The 16,309-nt window shown below is 67.6% G+C and carries 16 protein-coding genes; 10 read left to right on the forward strand and 6 right to left on the reverse strand.

Annotation, left to right across the window (positions count from 1 at the left end; genetic code table 11):
• The first annotated feature begins 34 nt into the window (after positions 1 to 34).
• Positions 35 to 955 (forward strand): SMP-30/gluconolactonase/LRE family protein, encoded by a 921-nt coding sequence (locus KZJ41_RS26175; RefSeq protein WP_251549868.1) that lies wholly within the window; start codon positions 35 to 37, stop codon positions 953 to 955.
• 70 nt (positions 956 to 1,025) lie between these two features.
• Here KZJ41_RS26175 and KZJ41_RS26180 read toward each other — a convergent pair whose 3' ends face one another.
• From KZJ41_RS26180 to KZJ41_RS26195, 4 genes are all read right to left on the reverse strand, one after another.
• Positions 1,026 to 1,463, reverse strand: coding sequence for a nuclear transport factor 2 family protein (locus tag KZJ41_RS26180; RefSeq protein ID WP_029546535.1), 438 nt, complete (start codon positions 1,461 to 1,463; stop codon positions 1,026 to 1,028).
• A gap of 26 nt (positions 1,464 to 1,489) precedes the next feature.
• Complete coding sequence (locus tag KZJ41_RS26185; protein WP_203329803.1) at positions 1,490 to 2,944, reverse strand: aldehyde dehydrogenase; 1,455 nt, start codon at positions 2,942 to 2,944, stop codon at positions 1,490 to 1,492.
• Positions 2,945 to 3,007: 63 nt separating this feature from the next.
• Positions 3,008 to 4,198: an NAD(P)/FAD-dependent oxidoreductase gene (locus tag KZJ41_RS26190; RefSeq protein ID WP_006934069.1), complete on the reverse strand. Its 1,191-nt coding sequence runs from the start codon at positions 4,196 to 4,198 to the stop codon at positions 3,008 to 3,010.
• A gap of 57 nt (positions 4,199 to 4,255) precedes the next feature.
• The gene (locus KZJ41_RS26195) at positions 4,256 to 5,500 is read right to left on the reverse strand and encodes a cytochrome P450 (RefSeq protein WP_006934071.1); all 1,245 of its coding nucleotides are present in this window, start codon (positions 5,498 to 5,500) and stop codon (positions 4,256 to 4,258) included.
• Between the two features lie 151 nt (positions 5,501 to 5,651).
• Between KZJ41_RS26195 and KZJ41_RS26200 the strand changes: the two genes are divergently transcribed.
• Complete coding sequence (locus tag KZJ41_RS26200) at positions 5,652 to 5,849, forward strand: ferredoxin (RefSeq protein WP_003938422.1); 198 nt, start codon at positions 5,652 to 5,654, stop codon at positions 5,847 to 5,849.
• Between the two features lie 87 nt (positions 5,850 to 5,936).
• Here KZJ41_RS26200 and KZJ41_RS26205 read toward each other — a convergent pair whose 3' ends face one another.
• A complete protein-coding gene (locus KZJ41_RS26205) occupies positions 5,937 to 6,674 on the reverse strand; it encodes a FadR/GntR family transcriptional regulator (RefSeq protein WP_029546537.1) in 738 nt (245 codons plus the stop codon).
• A gap of 225 nt (positions 6,675 to 6,899) precedes the next feature.
• On the opposite strand from KZJ41_RS26205, the gene KZJ41_RS26210 reads away from it, so the two are divergent.
• The 7 genes from KZJ41_RS26210 to KZJ41_RS26240 all read left to right on the forward strand — a co-directional run bounded on the left by KZJ41_RS26210 (position 6,900) and on the right by KZJ41_RS26240 (position 13,831).
• Positions 6,900 to 7,685, forward strand: a complete 786-nt coding sequence (locus KZJ41_RS26210; RefSeq protein ID WP_006934075.1) for an enoyl-CoA hydratase/isomerase family protein — start codon at positions 6,900 to 6,902, stop codon at positions 7,683 to 7,685.
• A 188-nt stretch (positions 7,686 to 7,873) separates the two neighbouring features.
• Positions 7,874 to 8,614: a FadR/GntR family transcriptional regulator gene (locus KZJ41_RS26215; protein ID WP_251551053.1), complete on the forward strand. Its 741-nt coding sequence runs from the start codon at positions 7,874 to 7,876 to the stop codon at positions 8,612 to 8,614.
• A 280-nt stretch (positions 8,615 to 8,894) separates the two neighbouring features.
• Complete coding sequence (locus KZJ41_RS26220; protein ID WP_006934078.1) at positions 8,895 to 10,016, forward strand: NDMA-dependent alcohol dehydrogenase; 1,122 nt, start codon at positions 8,895 to 8,897, stop codon at positions 10,014 to 10,016.
• A 109-nt stretch (positions 10,017 to 10,125) separates the two neighbouring features.
• Positions 10,126 to 10,671 (forward strand): SgcJ/EcaC family oxidoreductase, encoded by a 546-nt coding sequence (locus KZJ41_RS26225; RefSeq protein ID WP_006934081.1) that lies wholly within the window; start codon positions 10,126 to 10,128, stop codon positions 10,669 to 10,671.
• 40 nt (positions 10,672 to 10,711) lie between these two features.
• Positions 10,712 to 11,554 carry a mycofactocin-coupled SDR family oxidoreductase gene (locus tag KZJ41_RS26230; RefSeq protein ID WP_050036064.1) on the forward strand — a complete coding sequence of 281 codons (843 nt, stop codon included), beginning with the start codon at positions 10,712 to 10,714 and terminating at the stop codon, positions 11,552 to 11,554.
• A gap of 25 nt (positions 11,555 to 11,579) precedes the next feature.
• Positions 11,580 to 13,376, forward strand: coding sequence for an NAD(P)/FAD-dependent oxidoreductase (locus tag KZJ41_RS26235; RefSeq protein ID WP_050036065.1), 1,797 nt, complete (start codon positions 11,580 to 11,582; stop codon positions 13,374 to 13,376).
• Positions 13,377 to 13,408: 32 nt separating this feature from the next.
• Positions 13,409 to 13,831 (forward strand): nuclear transport factor 2 family protein, encoded by a 423-nt coding sequence (locus KZJ41_RS26240; protein WP_006934087.1) that lies wholly within the window; start codon positions 13,409 to 13,411, stop codon positions 13,829 to 13,831.
• A gap of 70 nt (positions 13,832 to 13,901) precedes the next feature.
• Here the strand turns inward: KZJ41_RS26240 and KZJ41_RS26245 are convergent, their stop codons facing one another.
• A complete protein-coding gene (locus KZJ41_RS26245; protein ID WP_006934089.1) occupies positions 13,902 to 14,210 on the reverse strand; it encodes an EthD family reductase in 309 nt (102 codons plus the stop codon).
• Positions 14,211 to 14,574: 364 nt separating this feature from the next.
• Here KZJ41_RS26245 and KZJ41_RS26250 point away from each other — a divergent pair, with 364 nt between their 5' ends.
• On the forward strand, positions 14,575 to 16,203 hold the full coding sequence (locus KZJ41_RS26250) for an NAD(P)/FAD-dependent oxidoreductase (protein WP_251549870.1): 1,629 nt from the start codon (positions 14,575 to 14,577) through the stop codon (positions 16,201 to 16,203).
• The last annotated feature ends 106 nt before the right edge of the window (positions 16,204 to 16,309 follow it).

The following is a 16,309-nucleotide window of genomic DNA, read 5'->3' on the forward strand; positions in this document are numbered from 1 at the left end:
ATCTCCCCGCATCTACTACGGAAGGCCACCGACCATGACTGCCGGAAACCAGGACACCGCGCTGCAGAGCCCCATCGACACCGTCGTCTCCGACCGTGCCTTCCTCGAGTGCCCCCGCTGGCACGACGGACGGGTATGGGTCTCGGATCTCTATCGGCACGAGGTGATCTCGATCGGCGCCGACGGTGCGGTGACCGTCGAGGCCACCCTCCCCGGCGACGAGCCGTCCGGCCTCGGCTGGCTGCCCGACGGCCGCCTGCTGATCACCGCGATGGAGTCCGGGCGGATCATGCGCCGCGAGCACGACGGCGAGATCGTCGTCCACGCCGACCTCTCGTCGGTCGCCACCGGCAAACTCAACGACATGGTGGTCGCCGAGGACGGCACCGCGTACGTGGGCAGTTTCGGCTTCGAGTTCAAGCGCGACACCCCGATCGCGCCGGCCAACCTGGTCCGTGTCGCGCCCGACGGGTCCTTCACCGTCGAGGCCTCGGATCTCCGCTTCCCCAACGGCATGGTGATCACCCCCACCGGCACGCTGATCGTCGCGGAAAGCATGGGCAACAAGCTGACTGCGTTCGACATCGGTTCCGACGGCCGGCTCGGCGGGCAGCGCACCTGGGCCGCGTTCGGTCCGGACCTGCCCACCGACTCCGTCAAGGCCGCGATGAGCGCCGCGGCGGTCGCGCCGGACGGCATCTGCCTCGACAGCGACGGTGCGGTGTGGGTCGCCGACGCCCTCAATCGGCGGGTCATCCGCGTCGAGGAGGGTGGCGCGATCACCGGCGAGGTCGTGTTCCCGACCGGGGTGTTCGCGTGCATGCTCGGCGGCCCGGAGGGCAACACCCTCTACGCCTGCGCCGCGCCGAACTCCTCGGAGGCCGCCCGTCGTCACACGCGCGACGCGAGCCTGCTCGCCACCCGCGTCGGCGCCACCCACGGCGGTCGCCCGTAGGACGGCCCCCAGGACATGGGAAAGGGCGGCGATTCGTCGAATCGCCGCCCTTCCCTGTTGTTCGGCTCGATCAGTACGGCGCGTACGCCGCCGCGGAGGCCGGCTGGTCCAGCACGCGGTCCACGGTGATGCGCTTGCGTTCGATGAGCAGTGTCCCTTCACGCTCGGCGAACGTGTCGGCGTAGCGCCCGTACAGCCGCTGCGTGCCCTCGGGGCCGGCCACCGTGGCCTCGAAGTACGCGTCGACCCGCACCCGGCCGTCGCCCTCGTCGGACACGCGGACGTTGGTGATCGCGTGGCGGGAGAACTCCGCGCCGGACTCGGCGAAGGCACGGTAGACGCCGAGGAACTCCTCCGGGCCCGCATCCTCCTTGCCGTTCTGGGTGATCGAGACGTCGTCGGTGATCAGCGCGCGCAGGGCGTCGAGGTCGCCCTCGTCCACGGCGGTCGCGTACGCGTACATCACGTCCTCCGCGCGGCGCGCGAGATCGGGAGAAACCGCAGTCATATCGGGTCCTTCGCTTTCGTCGTGGGTCAGGGAAGCTGGATCAGCTTGGTTTCGAAGAACGCGTCGAAGCCCTCGATGCCGCCCTCGCGGCCGAGACCGGACTGCTTGTAGCCGCCGAAGGGCTGCACGACGCACATCGCGTAGCCGTTGACGGAGATCTGGCCGGTGCGCACCCGTCGCGCGATGCTCTGGGCCAGCTCTTCGTCCTTCGCGTAGACGGAGCCGGAGAGGCCGTAGTCCGAGTCGTTGGCGATGGCGACGGCCTCGTCGATCGAATCGAACGGAATGACCACCAGCACAGGCCCGAAGATCTCCTCCTGCGCGATGCGCATGTCGTTGGAGACGTCCGCGAACAGGGTCGGTTCGACGTACCACCCGCGGTCGAGGTGGGCGGGCTTGCCGCCACCGGTCACCAGACGGGCACCCTCCTTCTTGCCGATCTCGATGTAGTCGAGCACCCGCGTCTGCTGACGCTCGGCGGCCAGGGGGCCGAGGACAGTGTCCTCGTCACGGGGATCACCGACCTTCACGCTCTCCATCACCGCCTTGATCGCCTCGACGACCTCCTCCTGGCGCTCGCGCGGGACGATGATGCGGGTGAGGGCGGCGCAGACCTGCCCCGAGTGACCGATGCCGCCGAACACCATGCCGGGCAGGAAGGTGTCCAGGTCGATGTCGTCGGCGATGATCGCGGCAGACTTGCCGCCCAGCTCGAGGGTGACCCGCTTGATCCGCTCGGCGGCCCGGCTCATGACGACGCGGCCGGCCGCCGTGCTGCCGGTGAAGCTGATCTTGTCGACGTCCGGGTGGCTGACGAGGTAGTCACCCACCTCCCGTCCTGCCGGCACGACGCTGATGACGCCTTCGGGCAGACCGGCGGCGTCGAGCGCCTCGGCCAGCATCATCATCGTGACGGGGCCCTCCGGGGCCGGCTTGAGCACCACCGTGCAGCCCGCGGCGAGTGCGGGCGAGATCTTCAGCGAGCCGGTCGCAACCGGACCGTTCCACGGGACCACGACCGCGACGACACCGATGGGCTCACGCACGATCTTGCCGTGCCCGCCCTTCCAGGTGCGCTCCTCCTCGAACGCGAAGCGCTCGTGGAACGTGGCCGCGTCGTCCCACATGTCGACGGCGTTCTGGTGGAACAGAGTGGAAACCGCTGCGGGGGCGCCCAGTTCGAGGGTGAAGGCCTCGGCCATCTCGGGGATGCGCTTCTTCACCTCGTTCCCGACGCGCACGAGGATCTCCGCCCGCTCGGCGGGCGTCATCCGCGGCCAGGGACCTTCGTCGAACGCCTTGCGCGCCGCCGCGACGGCGCGGTCCATGTCCGCCTCGCGCGCCTCGGGCACGGTCGCGATGACCTCGCCGTTGATCGGGGAGATCACCTCGATCACCGCGTCGCTGGACGGCTCGACCCACGATCCGCCGATGAACAGCTTGTCGTAGCTCTTCAGCTGGATGGGAGTGGCTGTGGTCATGCTGTGTTCCTCCACTCGACCGCGGACTCTCGCCACGGCGACTCGCTGGATGGGATGGGAGTACTACTTCGCTGCCGGGGCCGGCGCCTGCAGGGGCGCCGACAGATCCCGGATCTCGTCCGGATCCACGACGACACGGCGGTCGATCGCCATGCGGGCCTGCACCATGTGCCGGGGGGAATCGACGCTCAGGTGCGCGGTGAGCTGCCCGGCGGCATCGAACCAGGCCGCACCCCACTTGCCGTCCGCACCCTCGCGGAACACCATATCGTCGGATTCGCTTCTGTGTCCGACGAATTGGATTTTGTGTCCGAACTGGTCGCTCCAGAAGTACGGGACCGGGTCGAAGACGGGCGGCGACTGCGGTCGCAGGAGCGCGCCGGCGACCGTCGCCGGCCCGGTGCGCGCCTCGTCCCAGTGTTCACCCCCGAGTCGCGTTCCGAACCGGGGCGACCAGCGCATCGCGACGTCTCCGACGGCGAACACCGCCGGGTCGGCGGTTCGCAGCGACTCGTCGACGACGACCCCGCGATCGATCTCGAGTCCCGATCCGGTCAGCCAGCCCACGTCGGGCCGCACTCCGATACCGGTGACGACGACGTCCGCCGGCAGTGCGGTGCCGTCGTCCAGTGTCAGCCCGTCTGTCGTGACCTCGCCGACGCCGGTGCCGCAGCGCAGATCGACTCCGTCCCACCACGATCGCAGCCGTTCGGCGACCTGCGCGCCCAGCGGACCCGCGAGCGGCCGGGACCCGGCTTCCACGCAGGTGACCGAGCAGCCGAGAGACAGTGCGGTCGTGGCGATCTCGGCGTTGATCCAGCCGGCACCGACGAGAACGACGCGGGCTCCCGGGCGCAGCTCGGCGCGGAGACGCTCGGCGTCCGCGGCGGTGCGGAGCACGAGTTGCCGGCCCGCCCCGGGCAGCGAGACCGGGGCCGCCCCGGTCGCGACGACCAGCGCGTCGTAGGAATGTGCGCCGGCATCGGTGTGCACCGCCCGGGCTGCGGTGTCGAGCGCCCGGGCCCGGACACCGAGGCGCAGTTCGACGCCGAGCGCCGCGTAGTCGACGTCGAACGTGGTGTCCTGCGCCTCGAGGAGTGCGGACTTGCTCAGCGGCGGGCGGTCGTACGGCGGGGTGGGCTCGGAACAGATCAGCTCGAGCTCGCCGTCGAAGCCTTCGGCGCGCAACGCCTCACACGTGCGGAGCCCGGCGAGGCCGCCGCCGACGACGACGATTCTTCGGCCGTTGAACACGGCGTTCCCCTGTCCTGTCGATGAATCGGATGGTGCGGTGGGTGCGCTCGGTACAACTCAGTACAAGGTGTAGTCCGACAGCACGCGCGGGCCCGGCGTGTAGGTGGCCGGGATCCGCTGCCAGCCCATGTTGGTGCCCTGATGCGGGTACCGCTCGAGCGCGGAGAAGTCCACCTCGTAGTCGGGCATCCGCTCGAGAATCTGGGTGATGAGCGTCTTGGACATGTAGCGGCCGAGATGCGATCCGGCGCAACGGTGTACGCCGATTCCGAATGCGGTGTGCCGGTTCGGCCACCGTTCGATGTCGATCTCGTCCGGGTTGTCGAAGAGCTTCTCGTCGCGATTGGCCGACGACCAGGACAGCAGCACCCGATCGCCCTTCTTCATGGGGCAGCCCTGGAACTCGGTGTCCTTGGTGACGGTCCGGGCGAGCGCCTGAGTGGGCGAGAAGTACCGCAGGAACTCCTCGACGGCGTGGTCCATCAGGCTCGGATCGTCGATGAGCCGCTGCCGCACGGCCGGGTGCTCGGCGAGCCACACCAGCGCCTGGCTCACCAGGGACGCGGTGGTACCGACACCGCCGGCGAGCAGCAGATCGACGATCGAGTACATCTCGAAGTCGTTGAGCGGACGACCGTCGACCTCCTGCTGCACGAGGTAGCTGATGATGTCGTCGGTGGGGTTCTCGCGACGGGCCCGGATGGTCTCGCGCATGCGGTCGCCCAGGTACGGGAAGTCGACCTCCATCGCGTGGCGGTAGTCGTCACTTCCCGGAATGCCGGCGAGCGCCTGGTGGTGCGCGTGGGAATAGCGCTTCCAGTCGGCGAGGTCGAGACCGAGCCAGTCCACCGTCACGATGGAGGGAACCGAGATGACCGAGGTGAGGTCACACTGCCCGTCCTCGATCACGCTGTCGATGAACCCGGCGGTGTGGCGGTCGACGAGCGCCTTCATCCGCTCGACGGCCGCGGGCGCGGTGATCGGGTTGACGATCTTGCGGTACTTGCGGAACTCCGGGGGATCGAGCTCGATGGGGATGTGGAAGTGCATCGGCGTCTTCGGGATGACGACCGAAAGGCCCTCTCCCCCATATTCGTTGCGCGCGGACGAGAACGTCTCGTCGTCACGGGCGGCCTCGAAGACCGAGTCGTAGTCGCTGAGCACCCAGTACCCGCCGTGCGCCTCCGTCCAGGCGACTCGCTCGTTCTGGCGGACCTTGCGGTACGAGGCGACCGGATCGGCAGAGTGCTCCTGCGAATTGTGGTCGAAGTTGATGACGGGGCAACGATTGCGGCTGTCCATCGCGTGGACCCTCCTGCGTCGGATCGGGCATCTCCTGCTAATGGTTATAACAGATGATATAGTAGTGTAGATCACACCGCCAGCCCGGCTATCAAATCAAATGTTCAACGAGCTGGCATCCTCGATATCCGGATGACGGAAGGAGCGACCGATGAAGGTTGTTGTCGACGAGAACCACTGCCAGGGCCACGGGCTGTGCTTCATGACCTCCCCGCAGGTCTTCGCGCTGCGCGAGGAGGACGGCCACGCGTACGTCCTGCCCGGGGGCGACGACCCGGCCAACGAGCACGCCGCACGCGAGGCCGCCGCGTCCTGCCCCGAGCGTGCGATCTCCGTCGTCACCGAGTGACGACGCCTTCCGAGCGGCCGGCACACGACGGAGGAAGGGGCCCCGGGTTCGACCCGGGGCCCCTTCCTCCGTGTGCGGCCGTGCGCCTCAGCCCAGGGCGCGGTCCCACTGGATGACCTGTTCGAGCAGGTCGGGGTACTTGCGCTGCGCGTACCTCCGGTAGGCGTTGATGTGGTCGCGCATGCGTTCCTCGGATCCGATCGGGTCCCCCTGCGAGAGCGACTCGTAGATCTGGGTGTGCGCGACGATGATCGCCTCGCGCCGGTGCGGTGGGTAGTCGATCCCGATCGCAGTGCCGTCCATGATTCCGAGCAGCGAATCGACCATGTACCCGAACAGCGGATTACCCGAGGACCAGGCGATCAGATCGTGGAAGTTCTTGTTCGCCTCGAGGAACTCGTGCTGATCGCCGAGCGAACCGTGCATCCGGTCGATGGTCTCCTTGAGCTCGACCAGTGTCTCCCCGCTGATGCGCTGGGCAGCCAGGCGGCTGATCATCGGCTCGAGGGCGGTGCGCGCCTCGATGATGACACTGAACGGCGCGTCCTTGAGCTGCATGAGAAGGATGAGCGAACTCGCGAGGTGGGACGCATCGGGATCCAGTATCACCGGCCCGCCCCGGGGGCCGGGCTTGAGGGCGATCACCCCCTGAAACTCCAACAGCCGCAGGGCTTCCCGCAGCGTGCCGCGGCCGATCTCGTACTTCTCGAGCATGACCCGCTCCGACGGCAGCAGATCGCCCGCCGCCAGGTTCTGCCTGGTCGCGTCCCTGATGATGTGCTGCGCCACCACCATGGCAGCTTTCGGCGCCCGTCCTGTGATCATCGCGCCTTCTCCTCCCGAGAGCACCTGCCGGTTCGGGAACTCTGTCCGGATCGGACACTCCCCACTTCCCGACGGGCCAAAATAATGCTAACGATTATAACGTACAGTTCGTGTCTTGGCTCCTTACCGGCGAAGAGACACTCCCGCCGGCCCCCGCCCCTCCCACACCCCGCCTCTCTCGTACCCCGCCGAGCCGAACCGTGAACCTCGACCGAAGGAGTTCCCATGAGCAGCCCCACCTCCACCACCACGAGCGTCGTTCTCGAATCCGTCGACTCCAGCCTGTGGATCCGGCTCAACCGGCCCGAGCGCCGCAACGCCTTCGACGCCGAGATGTGCGCTGTCATGGTCGACGCGCTCCACGAGGCCACCGAGTACCGCTCGGTGGTCATCACCGGATCGGGGGGAAGCTTCTGCGCCGGCGGCTCGCTCGGCCAGCTCAGCCAGCCCACCGTCAAGGAATTGCGGGGTCTCTACCGTTCATCGCTCGAACTCTTCGACGCGATCCGCACCTGCCCCCGCCCGGTCGTCGCGGCCGTCAACGGTGCCGCGGCAGGTGGCGGCAACGAACTGGTGGTGGCCTGCGATCTCGCCGTCGCCGCCCGCTCGGCGACATTCGGTCAGACGGGTCCCCGCGTCGGCAGCTCTCCGGTCAGCGGCGCCACGAACGTGATGGGGGTCCAGATCGGCGAGAAGCGCGCCAAGGAACTGTCGCTGCTGTGCCGGCGCTACCCGGCGGAACGCGCCTACGAGATGGGACTGGTGAACGAGGTGGTCGACGACGAGCTTCTCGAGGAATCCGTCCGCTCGCTGTGCCGCGAGTTCGAGGCCCTGAGCCCGCGCTACCTCGAGATCACCAAGGTCAGCTCGAACATCTGGTGGAACTCCGCCCGGGACTCGTTCAGCAACGGGCTCGGCATGCTCGTCCAGGCGATCGGCAGCGCCGACATGATCGAGGGTGCGCAGGCCTTCCTGGAAAAGCGTAAGCCGCAGTTCCCGCCCGCCGAATAGGCACACGTTCGATAATGGTGCACATCAATGTGCACAATCGCGTGCACAATGAGTACAGTGCACAATTCGGATCGTCCGGGGAAGTTGCCCGCCCGATCCGCCGACACGGCGAGCACCCGCTGCGCCGTGACAGCCTCCGCTTCCCGGAAGTCAGGAGGCCACGAGGCTAAGGAGGTTCCGTGGCTGCAATGTCGAGAGGCCCGAAGACATCGCTGGTGGTCGCCCAGCAGATCGTCCGGGATACGGCGCGAAAAGGTCTGCAGCCCGGGGACCTGCTGCCCCCGGAGAAGGCGATGCTCGAGGAGTACCAGATCGGCCGCGGCACCCTCCGTGAGGGACTGCGGCTGCTCGAGTTCCAGGGGATGATCGCCCTCAAGCCGGGGCCCAAGGGCGGTCCCGTCCTCCTCGATCCGGACGCGTCCCATCTGGCGAGCACCATCATCCTGCTGATGCAGCTCCAGAACGCCTCGCTCAGCACGATCGTGGAGGCCCGCACCGCCCTCGAGCCCGTCATCTGCCGCCTGGCCGCCGAGCGGATCAGCGACGAGAACCTGCTCGAGCTCAAGCAGTCCGTCGACCGCATGCAGCAGTCGTTCGACACGGCGGACATCGACACGTTCCTCGAGACGAACAAGCAGTTCCACGACGTCATCGCCTGGTCCACCGGCAACGCGCTCTTCGGCTACCTGACGGACGCGCTGCTGCGGATCACCGGCGGCACGGTGATGGGCGTCGACCACCCCGCCCCGCTGCGGGAGACGACCCTCAAGGCGCACCTCCAGATCTACGAGGCGCTGCATTCGCACGACGCGGACCTGTCCGAGGACCGGATGCGCGACCACATCAACGAATACGTCCGGTACGCCGAGCGCAAGTTCCCCGAACTCCTGAGCCAGGTCCTGCCCTGGAACCAGGCGCTCGGCGGCTGAACACCACTGTCGCCGCCGTCCGGCGACACGGACCCCGCGGGCCCGCACCGAGCATCGTCTCGGCGCGGGCCCGCCGTGTTTCCGGGCCGATTCGCGACCGGCGGCCCGGTTCCCGAGGTCCGGCGAACTCCGACGACACCGCTATTGCTTATATCCATGCATATGGTTATGGTGATAGCGATCACATGCATGCATAGCGATCAACACCGTCGAGCCCGTGCCGGCGCCCTACGCCGGCCGCCGCTCGCGCCTTCACCCCCGTTCGTCACGAGGAGAAGCCATGAAGACCATCGGAGCGCTGCTGTGGGAGCCGGGAACCCGGTCCGGTTGGAGCGTCGAGGAAATCGAGATCGATCCCCCGAAGAGCCGGGAGGTGCGGGTCAAGCTCGCCGCCTCCGGCATCTGCCACAGCGACGACCACGTCGACACCGGCGATATCCCTCTCGACTGGGCGCCGATCATCGGCGGGCACGAAGGTGCGGGCGTGATCGAGGAGCTCGGCCCCGACGTCACCGGCTTCGAGGTCGGCGACCACGTCGTCCTGTCCTTCCTGCCGTCCTGTGGCCACTGCAAGATGTGCACCATCGGCCGTTCCAACATGTGCGAGATGGGCGCCGGCGTGCTCGGCGGCTTCGCCCCCGACGGCACCCACCGCGTCCACGCCCGGGGCCAGGGCGTCGGCCCGTTCTCCTACCTCGGCACCTTCTCCCCGTACGTCGTGGTCAACATCGACTCGTGCGTCAAGATCGGCAAGGACATCCCGCTCGACAAGGCCGCACTGATCGGCTGCGGCGTCCCCACCGGCTGGGGCTCGTCCGTCTACGCGGCCGACATCCAGCTCGGGGACACCGTCGTCGTCATCGGCACCGGCGGTGTGGGCATGAACGCGGTCCAGGGCGCCCGGCACAAGGGCGCCAAGAACATCGTCACGATCGACCCCGTCGAGTACAAGCGCGACCAGGCCAAGATCTTCGGTGCCACCCACACCACCGAGAACTTCGAACAGTGCCGAGAGGTCGTCGACCAGCTCACCGAGGGGCAGGGCGCCGACGTCGTCATCATCACCGTCGACATCGCCTACGGGCACCTGCTCAACCCGGCGCAGGAGATGACCCGCCGCGGCGGCACCCTGGTGCTCACCGCCGCCGCTCCCGTCACCCAGCGCGACGTGCCGTTCGACCTGTTCACCTTCGCGATGTCGGGCAAGCGCCTGCAGGGCACCCTGTACGGCACCACGACGGCGCGCCGGGACATCCCGCTCATCGCCGACATGTACCGCCGTGGCGAGTTCAAGCTCGACGAGCTGGTCACCAAGACCTACAAGCTCGAGGACATCAACACCGCGTTCAAGGATCTCCGCGAGGGCAAGAACATTCGCGGCGTCATCATGTACGACGACTAGATCGGCACACGCGATTCCCCGGGAGTGTTCGCGCCCGGCGCACGGGCCGGGACGGGGGTCCACACTCCGTCCCGGCCCGATCCGTGTACCTCCGACAGGAACAGAGCCGATGACTGCCTCGAAACTCGCGGACCTCGATTCCGCCGCCCTGAGCCGCCTCGTCGCCAAGGACGAGATCCGGGACCTGGCCGGACGTTACGCCCTGGCCGTCGACGACCACGACATCGATACCGTGCTGTCGATGTTCACCGAGGACGGTGTCTTCGAGGTCGCCGGCACCGAACTGCGCGGCCGTGAGCAGATCCGCCCCTTCTACGTCTCCAGCATGGACCGTTACCACACCATGCTGCACACACCCGAGATCCACCTCGTCACGATCGAAGACGACTCGCACGCAAGCGGAATCATGACCGGCCACGCCGAACTCGCGGTCCACGACACCCTGATGATGACCGCGTTCCGGTACCGCGACCGATACGTGCGCCGGGACGGCACCTGGCTTTTCGAAAGACGCGCCGTGTCGTTCATGTACGCGGTACCGTTCGAGTCGATGGGCTCGAGTTTCCGTACCACCAAACGGATTCGGTGGCCCCAGACCCGATACACCGAGGCCGACTATCCGGAGTCGGCTCCCACCTGGAACACCTACCGCTGACGGCGGATCGGGCCCGTCGGCGGCCCCCGAAGGAGCAGCTATGACAGGACGGGTAGCAGGTAAGGTCGCTTTCATCACGGGCGCGGCCCGCGGCCAGGGACGCAGCCATGCGATCCGCCTCGCCGAGGAGGGCGCCGACATCGTCGCTCTCGATGTGGCCGAGGACATCGAGAGCGTCACCCGCTTCTACCCCGGCGCCACCGAGGACGACCTGGCCGAGACGGTGCGCGCCGTGGAGGCACTCGATCGCCGGATCATCGCCCGCAAGGCCGACGTCCGTAACTTCGACGCCGTCAAAGCCGTGGTCGACGAGGGCATCGCCGAGCTCGGCCGGATCGACATCGTCGCCGCCAACGCCGGCATCTTCCTCTTCGGCGACGAGACACACCTGGTGAGCGAACGCGACTGGGACGATGTCCTCGACATCAATCTCAAGGGCGTGTGGCACACGTGCAAGGCCGTCACCCCGCACCTGATCGAACAGGGCACCGGGGGGTCGATCGTCATCACCAGCTCCACCGCCGGCCTGAAGGGCACGCCGAACGTCGCGCCCTACACCGCGAGCAAGCATGCCGTGGTCGGCCTGATGCGCACGCTCGCACTGGAACTGGGTCCGCACGGCATCCGCGTCAACACCGTGCATCCCACCGGCGTCGCCACGGACATGATCCTCAACGAGGCCTGCTTCCGGCTGTTCCTCCCGGACGTCGAACATCCCACCAAGGAACAGGCCGCACCGGTCTTCGCCACCACCAACGTCCTGCCCGTGCCGTGGATCGAGCCGATCGACATCTCCAACGCGGTGTTGTACCTGGCCTCCGACGAGGCCCGGTACGTCACCGGCACCGAACTGAAGGTCGACGCCGGCTACACCCTCCGCTGACCCGGCCGGACGAACGGGAGACCACATGACTGCTCGACTCGACACACCGCGCCTCGATCCCGCCCACCCCGACGCGGTCGCCGAACGCTGGCTCGCGGACTTCGCCGGTGCGCTCCGATCGGGAAACGCCGACGACTACCCGGACGCACTCGCCACCGACGCGTGGTGGCGCGACCTGCTCGCCTTCACCGGCGATCTGCGCAGCCTGCACGGCGAATCGGCGATCCGCCCGCTGCTCACCGGCGCGGCGGATCTCGAGGTCCGCGACGAAGCGCTCGACTCCTCCGTGCCACCGGCGCTGCTGCCGACAGGCGAGGGCCCGCCGGTCGTGCAGCTGCTCTTCCGCCTCACCATCCGGTTCGGACACGTCCGTGGCGTCGCGCGACTGACCCCGGACGACGCGGGCCGCTGGCGCGCGACGGCTGTCCTGACGACGCTCGACAGTCTCTCCGGGGCCGAACCGGCTGTGGGAGAACGCCGTCCGAACGGCGCCCCGGAACCCGGTGAACGCGTCACCGTCCACTGGGGTGATCGTCGGCTCCTCGCGAGCGAGTGCACCGAACGGGATCCGGAGGTCCTCGTCATCGGCGCAGGACATTCCGGTCTCGGGCTCGCCGCCTACCTCGGGGCGATGAACGTCCACGCGCTCGTCGTCGAGCGCAACGAGCGCGTGGGTGACAACTGGCGCAACCGCTACGACTCGCTGGTGCTGCACGACCCCGTGTGGTCGAACCATCTGCCGATGATGCCGTTCCCACCCACCTGGCCGGTGTTCACACCGAAGGACAAGATGGGCGACTGGCTCGACATCTACGCCCGAGCCCTGGAACTGAACGTGTGGACCCGCACGGAACTCGTGAGCGCCTCGTACGATCCCGCGACGAAGCGGTGGGAGGTGCTGCTCGACCGCGGAGGCGAACGGCGGGTGCTGCGCCCGCAGCACGTGGTCCTGGCCACCGGCCTGAGCGGCACCGAGCCGCTCGTACCGGACATCCCCGGGACCGGAGAATTCGCGGGCGAGCTGCTGCATTCCGGCCGGTACACGACGGACCCACGACGGAGCGGCCGTGATGTCGTCGTCATCGGCACCGGGAACAGCGGCCACGACATCGCCCAGGACCTGTACAACACCGGCGCTCACGTGACCCTCGTCCAGCGGGGTCCGACCTACGTCGTCGGCGGCACCACCGTGGTCGACGTCATGCTGAAACCCGCCTACGGCGAGAACACCGCGCCCACCGAGATCGCCGACCTCGTCGGTGCGTCGTTCGCGCGGCGGGACCAGGGATTCGTCGACGGCCTGCGCACCGCCGTCGCGGCCATGGCCGACATCGATCGCGACCTGCTCGATGCCCTGAGCGCCCGGGGATTCCGGCATCACCTGGGCGACGGCGGGACCGGAGCGATGGACCTCTTCCTCACCCGGAACGGCGGCTACTACATCGACGTCGGAGCGTCCCGGCTCGTCGCCGACGGGTCGATCGGACTGGTCGCAGGGAAGACCGTGGAACGGTTCGTTCCCGAGGGAGTGGTCATGTCGGACGGCACCGTCGTACCCGCCGACACCGTTGTGTTCGCCACCGGGTTCCGGGGCATCCTCGACACTGCCCGCCGCATCCTGGGCGACGCCGTCGCCGACCAATGCGGACCGGTCTGGGGTCTCGACGACGAGGGCGAGATCCGGTCGGTGTGGCGACGTTCCGGTCACGACGGATTCTGGTTCAGCGGCGGCAATCTCACCCTCGCCCGTATCTACAACAAGTACCTTGCTCTCCAGATCAAGGCCGACCTGGACGGCATCGACCTGCCGTCCGTTCCCTGACCCTGCACCTCGAGTACATCGGAGACCGACACATGCGCGCCGACGACATCAACGAGATCATCCGCATCACCCATCTCTACGCCCGTGGCCTCGATCGATTCGACCCCAAGGAGGCACTGTCCGCCTTCGCACCCGACGGAGCGTGGGACGCCAGCGCCGTCGGCCTGACCCGGTACGAGGGGCACGAGCAGATCCTCGACTTCTTCGAGCGGGACGCACAGGCAGTGGACAAGCAGTTCCACATCATCACCAACCACGTCATCGACTTCGAGGACGACGACCACGCCACCGGTACGAACTACGTCTTCTCCGAAGCGGAGATGAAGAACGGCGCCGCCATCAAGGCAATCGCGCTCAACGAGGACCGCTACGTCCGCACCGCCGACGGCTGGAAGATCGCCGAGCGGATCATCACCGGCCTCACCACGCCGCAGATGGACGGTTTCGACGCCTGACCGGAGCACGGCAGCGGCACATGCGGCAGGGTGGGGACTTCGCGGTCCCCACCCTGTCGCATGTCTCGGCTCAGATGTCCTTGGTGATCTCGTAGAAGTCGAACGAGACGCCGGCCTGCGCAAAGTTCTCGAGGTCGGCGGCGCCCTGCTGCCCTTCCGGAGACGCCATGTCGGCGAGCATGGCTTCCTTGCTGTCCCAGTCGCACACCGCGACCAGGAAGTGCGGCGGGGTGCTGCCGTCGGGGGTGGAGCACACGCCCCATTCGTAGTTCCGGATCCCCTGCTGCTTCAGCGCGAGCTTGGAGTGCACGTTGCGGTAGTGCTCGAGGAACTTCTCGGGATCCTCGGGGTGGTTGTACGCGGCGACGAGTCGGTACATGTCGACCTCTTTCCATGGTGGATTCGGAGATTTCCGTGTGGAACAGCCCCGCACACGGGGGTGTGGAACAGCCCCGCACACGGGGGTGTGGAACGGCCCCGCACACGGGGGTGTGGAACGGCCCCGCACGCGGGGGTGTGGAACGGCCCCGCACACGGGGTGGCGCGACGACGCCCGCCAAATATATCCGCTCTACACCTTTGATTATATCCATTCGCATTGATAGAGTGATACCCGTCACAGACTTTTCCGCGAGCGGACGACCATCCGGCCGCACCGCGCTCCCGCCTGGCACACCGAAACCGCGAGCCTGGCGGTGACATCGGCACATCCGACCGAATCCCCCAGTCAGAGAGGTCATCCGATGACTGCAACCCCCAACTCCTCAACATCCGCAATCGAGGTCGACGCCGTCGTCGTCGGCGCCGGCTTCGCAGGCCTGTACCTGTTGTGGAAGCTGCGCAGGCACGGTTACACCGCCGTCGCGCTCGACAAGGGCGAGGAGGTCGGCGGCACCTGGCATTGGAACCGCTACCCCGGCGCCCGCTGCGACGTGGACAGCCACGACTACTCGTTCGGATTCGACGAGGAACTCGAGCAGGAGTGGGAGTGGAGCGAGCGCTACCCGTCGCAGCCCGAGCTGCAGGCGTATCTCTCGCACGTCGCCGACCGGTTCGACCTGCGCCGCGACATCCGTCTCGAAACCAACGTCACCGAAGCCCGTTTCGACGAGGGCGAGCAGAAGTGGCACGTCCGTACCGACAAGGGCGACGAGTACGTTTCACGGTTCTGCCTCATGGCCGTCGGCTGCCTGTCGGTCCCCAAGGACGTCGACGTCCCGGGCCTCGACAAGTTCCAGGGGCCGATCTACCGCACCAGCGAGTGGCCGGGGGAGGGAGTGGACTTCACCGGTCTCCGGGTCGCCGCCGTCGGCACCGGATCCTCCGGCGTGCAGGCCATCCCGGAGATCGCCAAGCAGGCCGGCAAGCTGACCGTGCTGCAGCGCACCGCCAACTTCGTCATTCCCGCCCGCAACCACAAGCTCGACCCGGAGTTCGTCGCGAACGTCAAGGCGAACTACCGCGAGCGACGCCGTGCCTGCCGGACCGCCGCCGCCGGCTGCATCCGCGACGACAACCCCAAGGCCGCGTTCGACGTCAGCGACGAGGAGCGGTGGGCCGAGTACGAGAAGCGTTGGCAGGGCGGCGGAATCGCCTTCCTCGGCGCGTTCGCGGACCTGATGGTGGACCAGCGGGCGAACGACTCGGTCTGTGACTTCATCCGGGCCAAGATCGACGAGATCGTCGACGATCCGGACGTCGCGGACAGCCTCAAGCCGTTCGGCTACCCGATGGGGGCGAAGCGGCCCGTCGTCGGCACCGACTGGTACGAGACCTTCAATCGCGACAACGTCGAAATGGTCGACCTGCGTAAGAAGCCCCTCGACAGCTTCACCGCACACGGTATGCATCTCGCCGACGGCACCGAGTACGAGTTCGACGCCGTCGTGCTCGCCACCGGATTCGACGCCTTCACCGGCGCGTTCACCCAGATCGACATTCGCGGCCGGGGCGGCCTGCCCTTGCAGAAGGCGTGGCAGGAGGGCCCGAAGACGCACCTCGGCCTGGGCACCGCCGGCTTCCCCAACATGTTCATCATCGCCAACGTCGGCAGCCCGTCGGTGCTGTCGAACATGGTGACCGCCATCGAGCAGCACGTCGAGTGGACGGTCGAGACGATGGATCACATGCGCGAGAACGGACTGACCACGATCGAGGCCACCGAGGAAGCGCAGAACGCGTGGGTCGAGACGGTCGAGGAGATCGCGAACATGACCCTGTGGCCGCAGGGCGAGTCCGGGTCGTGGTACCGCGGCGCGAATGTGCCCGGTAAGCCGCAGATCTTCATGCCGTACGCCGGCGGAATCGTGCTCTACGAGCAGACGTGGAATGAGGTCCGGGACGCCGACTTCAAGGGATTCGTCCTGGCCTGATGCGGCGGATCTCGCGCCGAGCGGGAGGATCTCGCGCCGAGCGGGAGGATCTCGCGCCGAGCGGGAGGATCTCGCGCCGAAACGCGAGAAGCGACGACGACAACCT

Source organism: Rhodococcus sp. 11-3 (genome assembly GCF_023704055.1).
Classification (GTDB): Bacteria; Actinomycetota; Actinomycetes; order Mycobacteriales; family Mycobacteriaceae; genus Rhodococcus; species Rhodococcus aetherivorans.

Bases quoted from the DNA above. Each gene is read 5' to 3' on its own strand.
- KZJ41_RS26205 (WP_029546537.1), bottom strand. From the start codon at position 6,674: ATGATCACAGGACGGGCGCCGAAAGCTGCCATGGTGGTGGCGCAGCAC.
- KZJ41_RS26230 (WP_050036064.1), top strand. From the start codon at position 10,712: ATGACAGGACGGGTAGCAGGTAAGGTCGCTTTCATCACGGGCGCGGCC.
- KZJ41_RS26240 (WP_006934087.1), top strand. From the start codon at position 13,409: ATGCGCGCCGACGACATCAACGAGATCATCCGCATCACCCATCTCTAC.
- KZJ41_RS26220 (WP_006934078.1), top strand. From the start codon at position 8,895: ATGAAGACCATCGGAGCGCTGCTGTGGGAGCCGGGAACCCGGTCCGGT.
- KZJ41_RS26185 (WP_203329803.1), bottom strand. From the start codon at position 2,944: ATGACCACAGCCACTCCCATCCAGCTGAAGAGCTACGACAAGCTGTTC.
- KZJ41_RS26235 (WP_050036065.1), top strand. From the start codon at position 11,580: ATGACTGCTCGACTCGACACACCGCGCCTCGATCCCGCCCACCCCGAC.
- KZJ41_RS26250 (WP_251549870.1), top strand. From the start codon at position 14,575: ATGACTGCAACCCCCAACTCCTCAACATCCGCAATCGAGGTCGACGCC.
- KZJ41_RS26175 (WP_251549868.1), top strand. From the start codon at position 35: ATGACTGCCGGAAACCAGGACACCGCGCTGCAGAGCCCCATCGACACC.
- KZJ41_RS26225 (WP_006934081.1), top strand. From the start codon at position 10,126: ATGACTGCCTCGAAACTCGCGGACCTCGATTCCGCCGCCCTGAGCCGC.
- KZJ41_RS26245 (WP_006934089.1), bottom strand. From the start codon at position 14,210: ATGTACCGACTCGTCGCCGCGTACAACCACCCCGAGGATCCCGAGAAG.
- KZJ41_RS26200 (WP_003938422.1), top strand. From the start codon at position 5,652: ATGAAGGTTGTTGTCGACGAGAACCACTGCCAGGGCCACGGGCTGTGC.
- KZJ41_RS26180 (WP_029546535.1), bottom strand. From the start codon at position 1,463: ATGACTGCGGTTTCTCCCGATCTCGCGCGCCGCGCGGAGGACGTGATG.
- KZJ41_RS26195 (WP_006934071.1), bottom strand. From the start codon at position 5,500: ATGGACAGCCGCAATCGTTGCCCCGTCATCAACTTCGACCACAATTCG.
- KZJ41_RS26215 (WP_251551053.1), top strand. From the start codon at position 7,874: ATGTCGAGAGGCCCGAAGACATCGCTGGTGGTCGCCCAGCAGATCGTC.
- KZJ41_RS26210 (WP_006934075.1), top strand. From the start codon at position 6,900: ATGAGCAGCCCCACCTCCACCACCACGAGCGTCGTTCTCGAATCCGTC.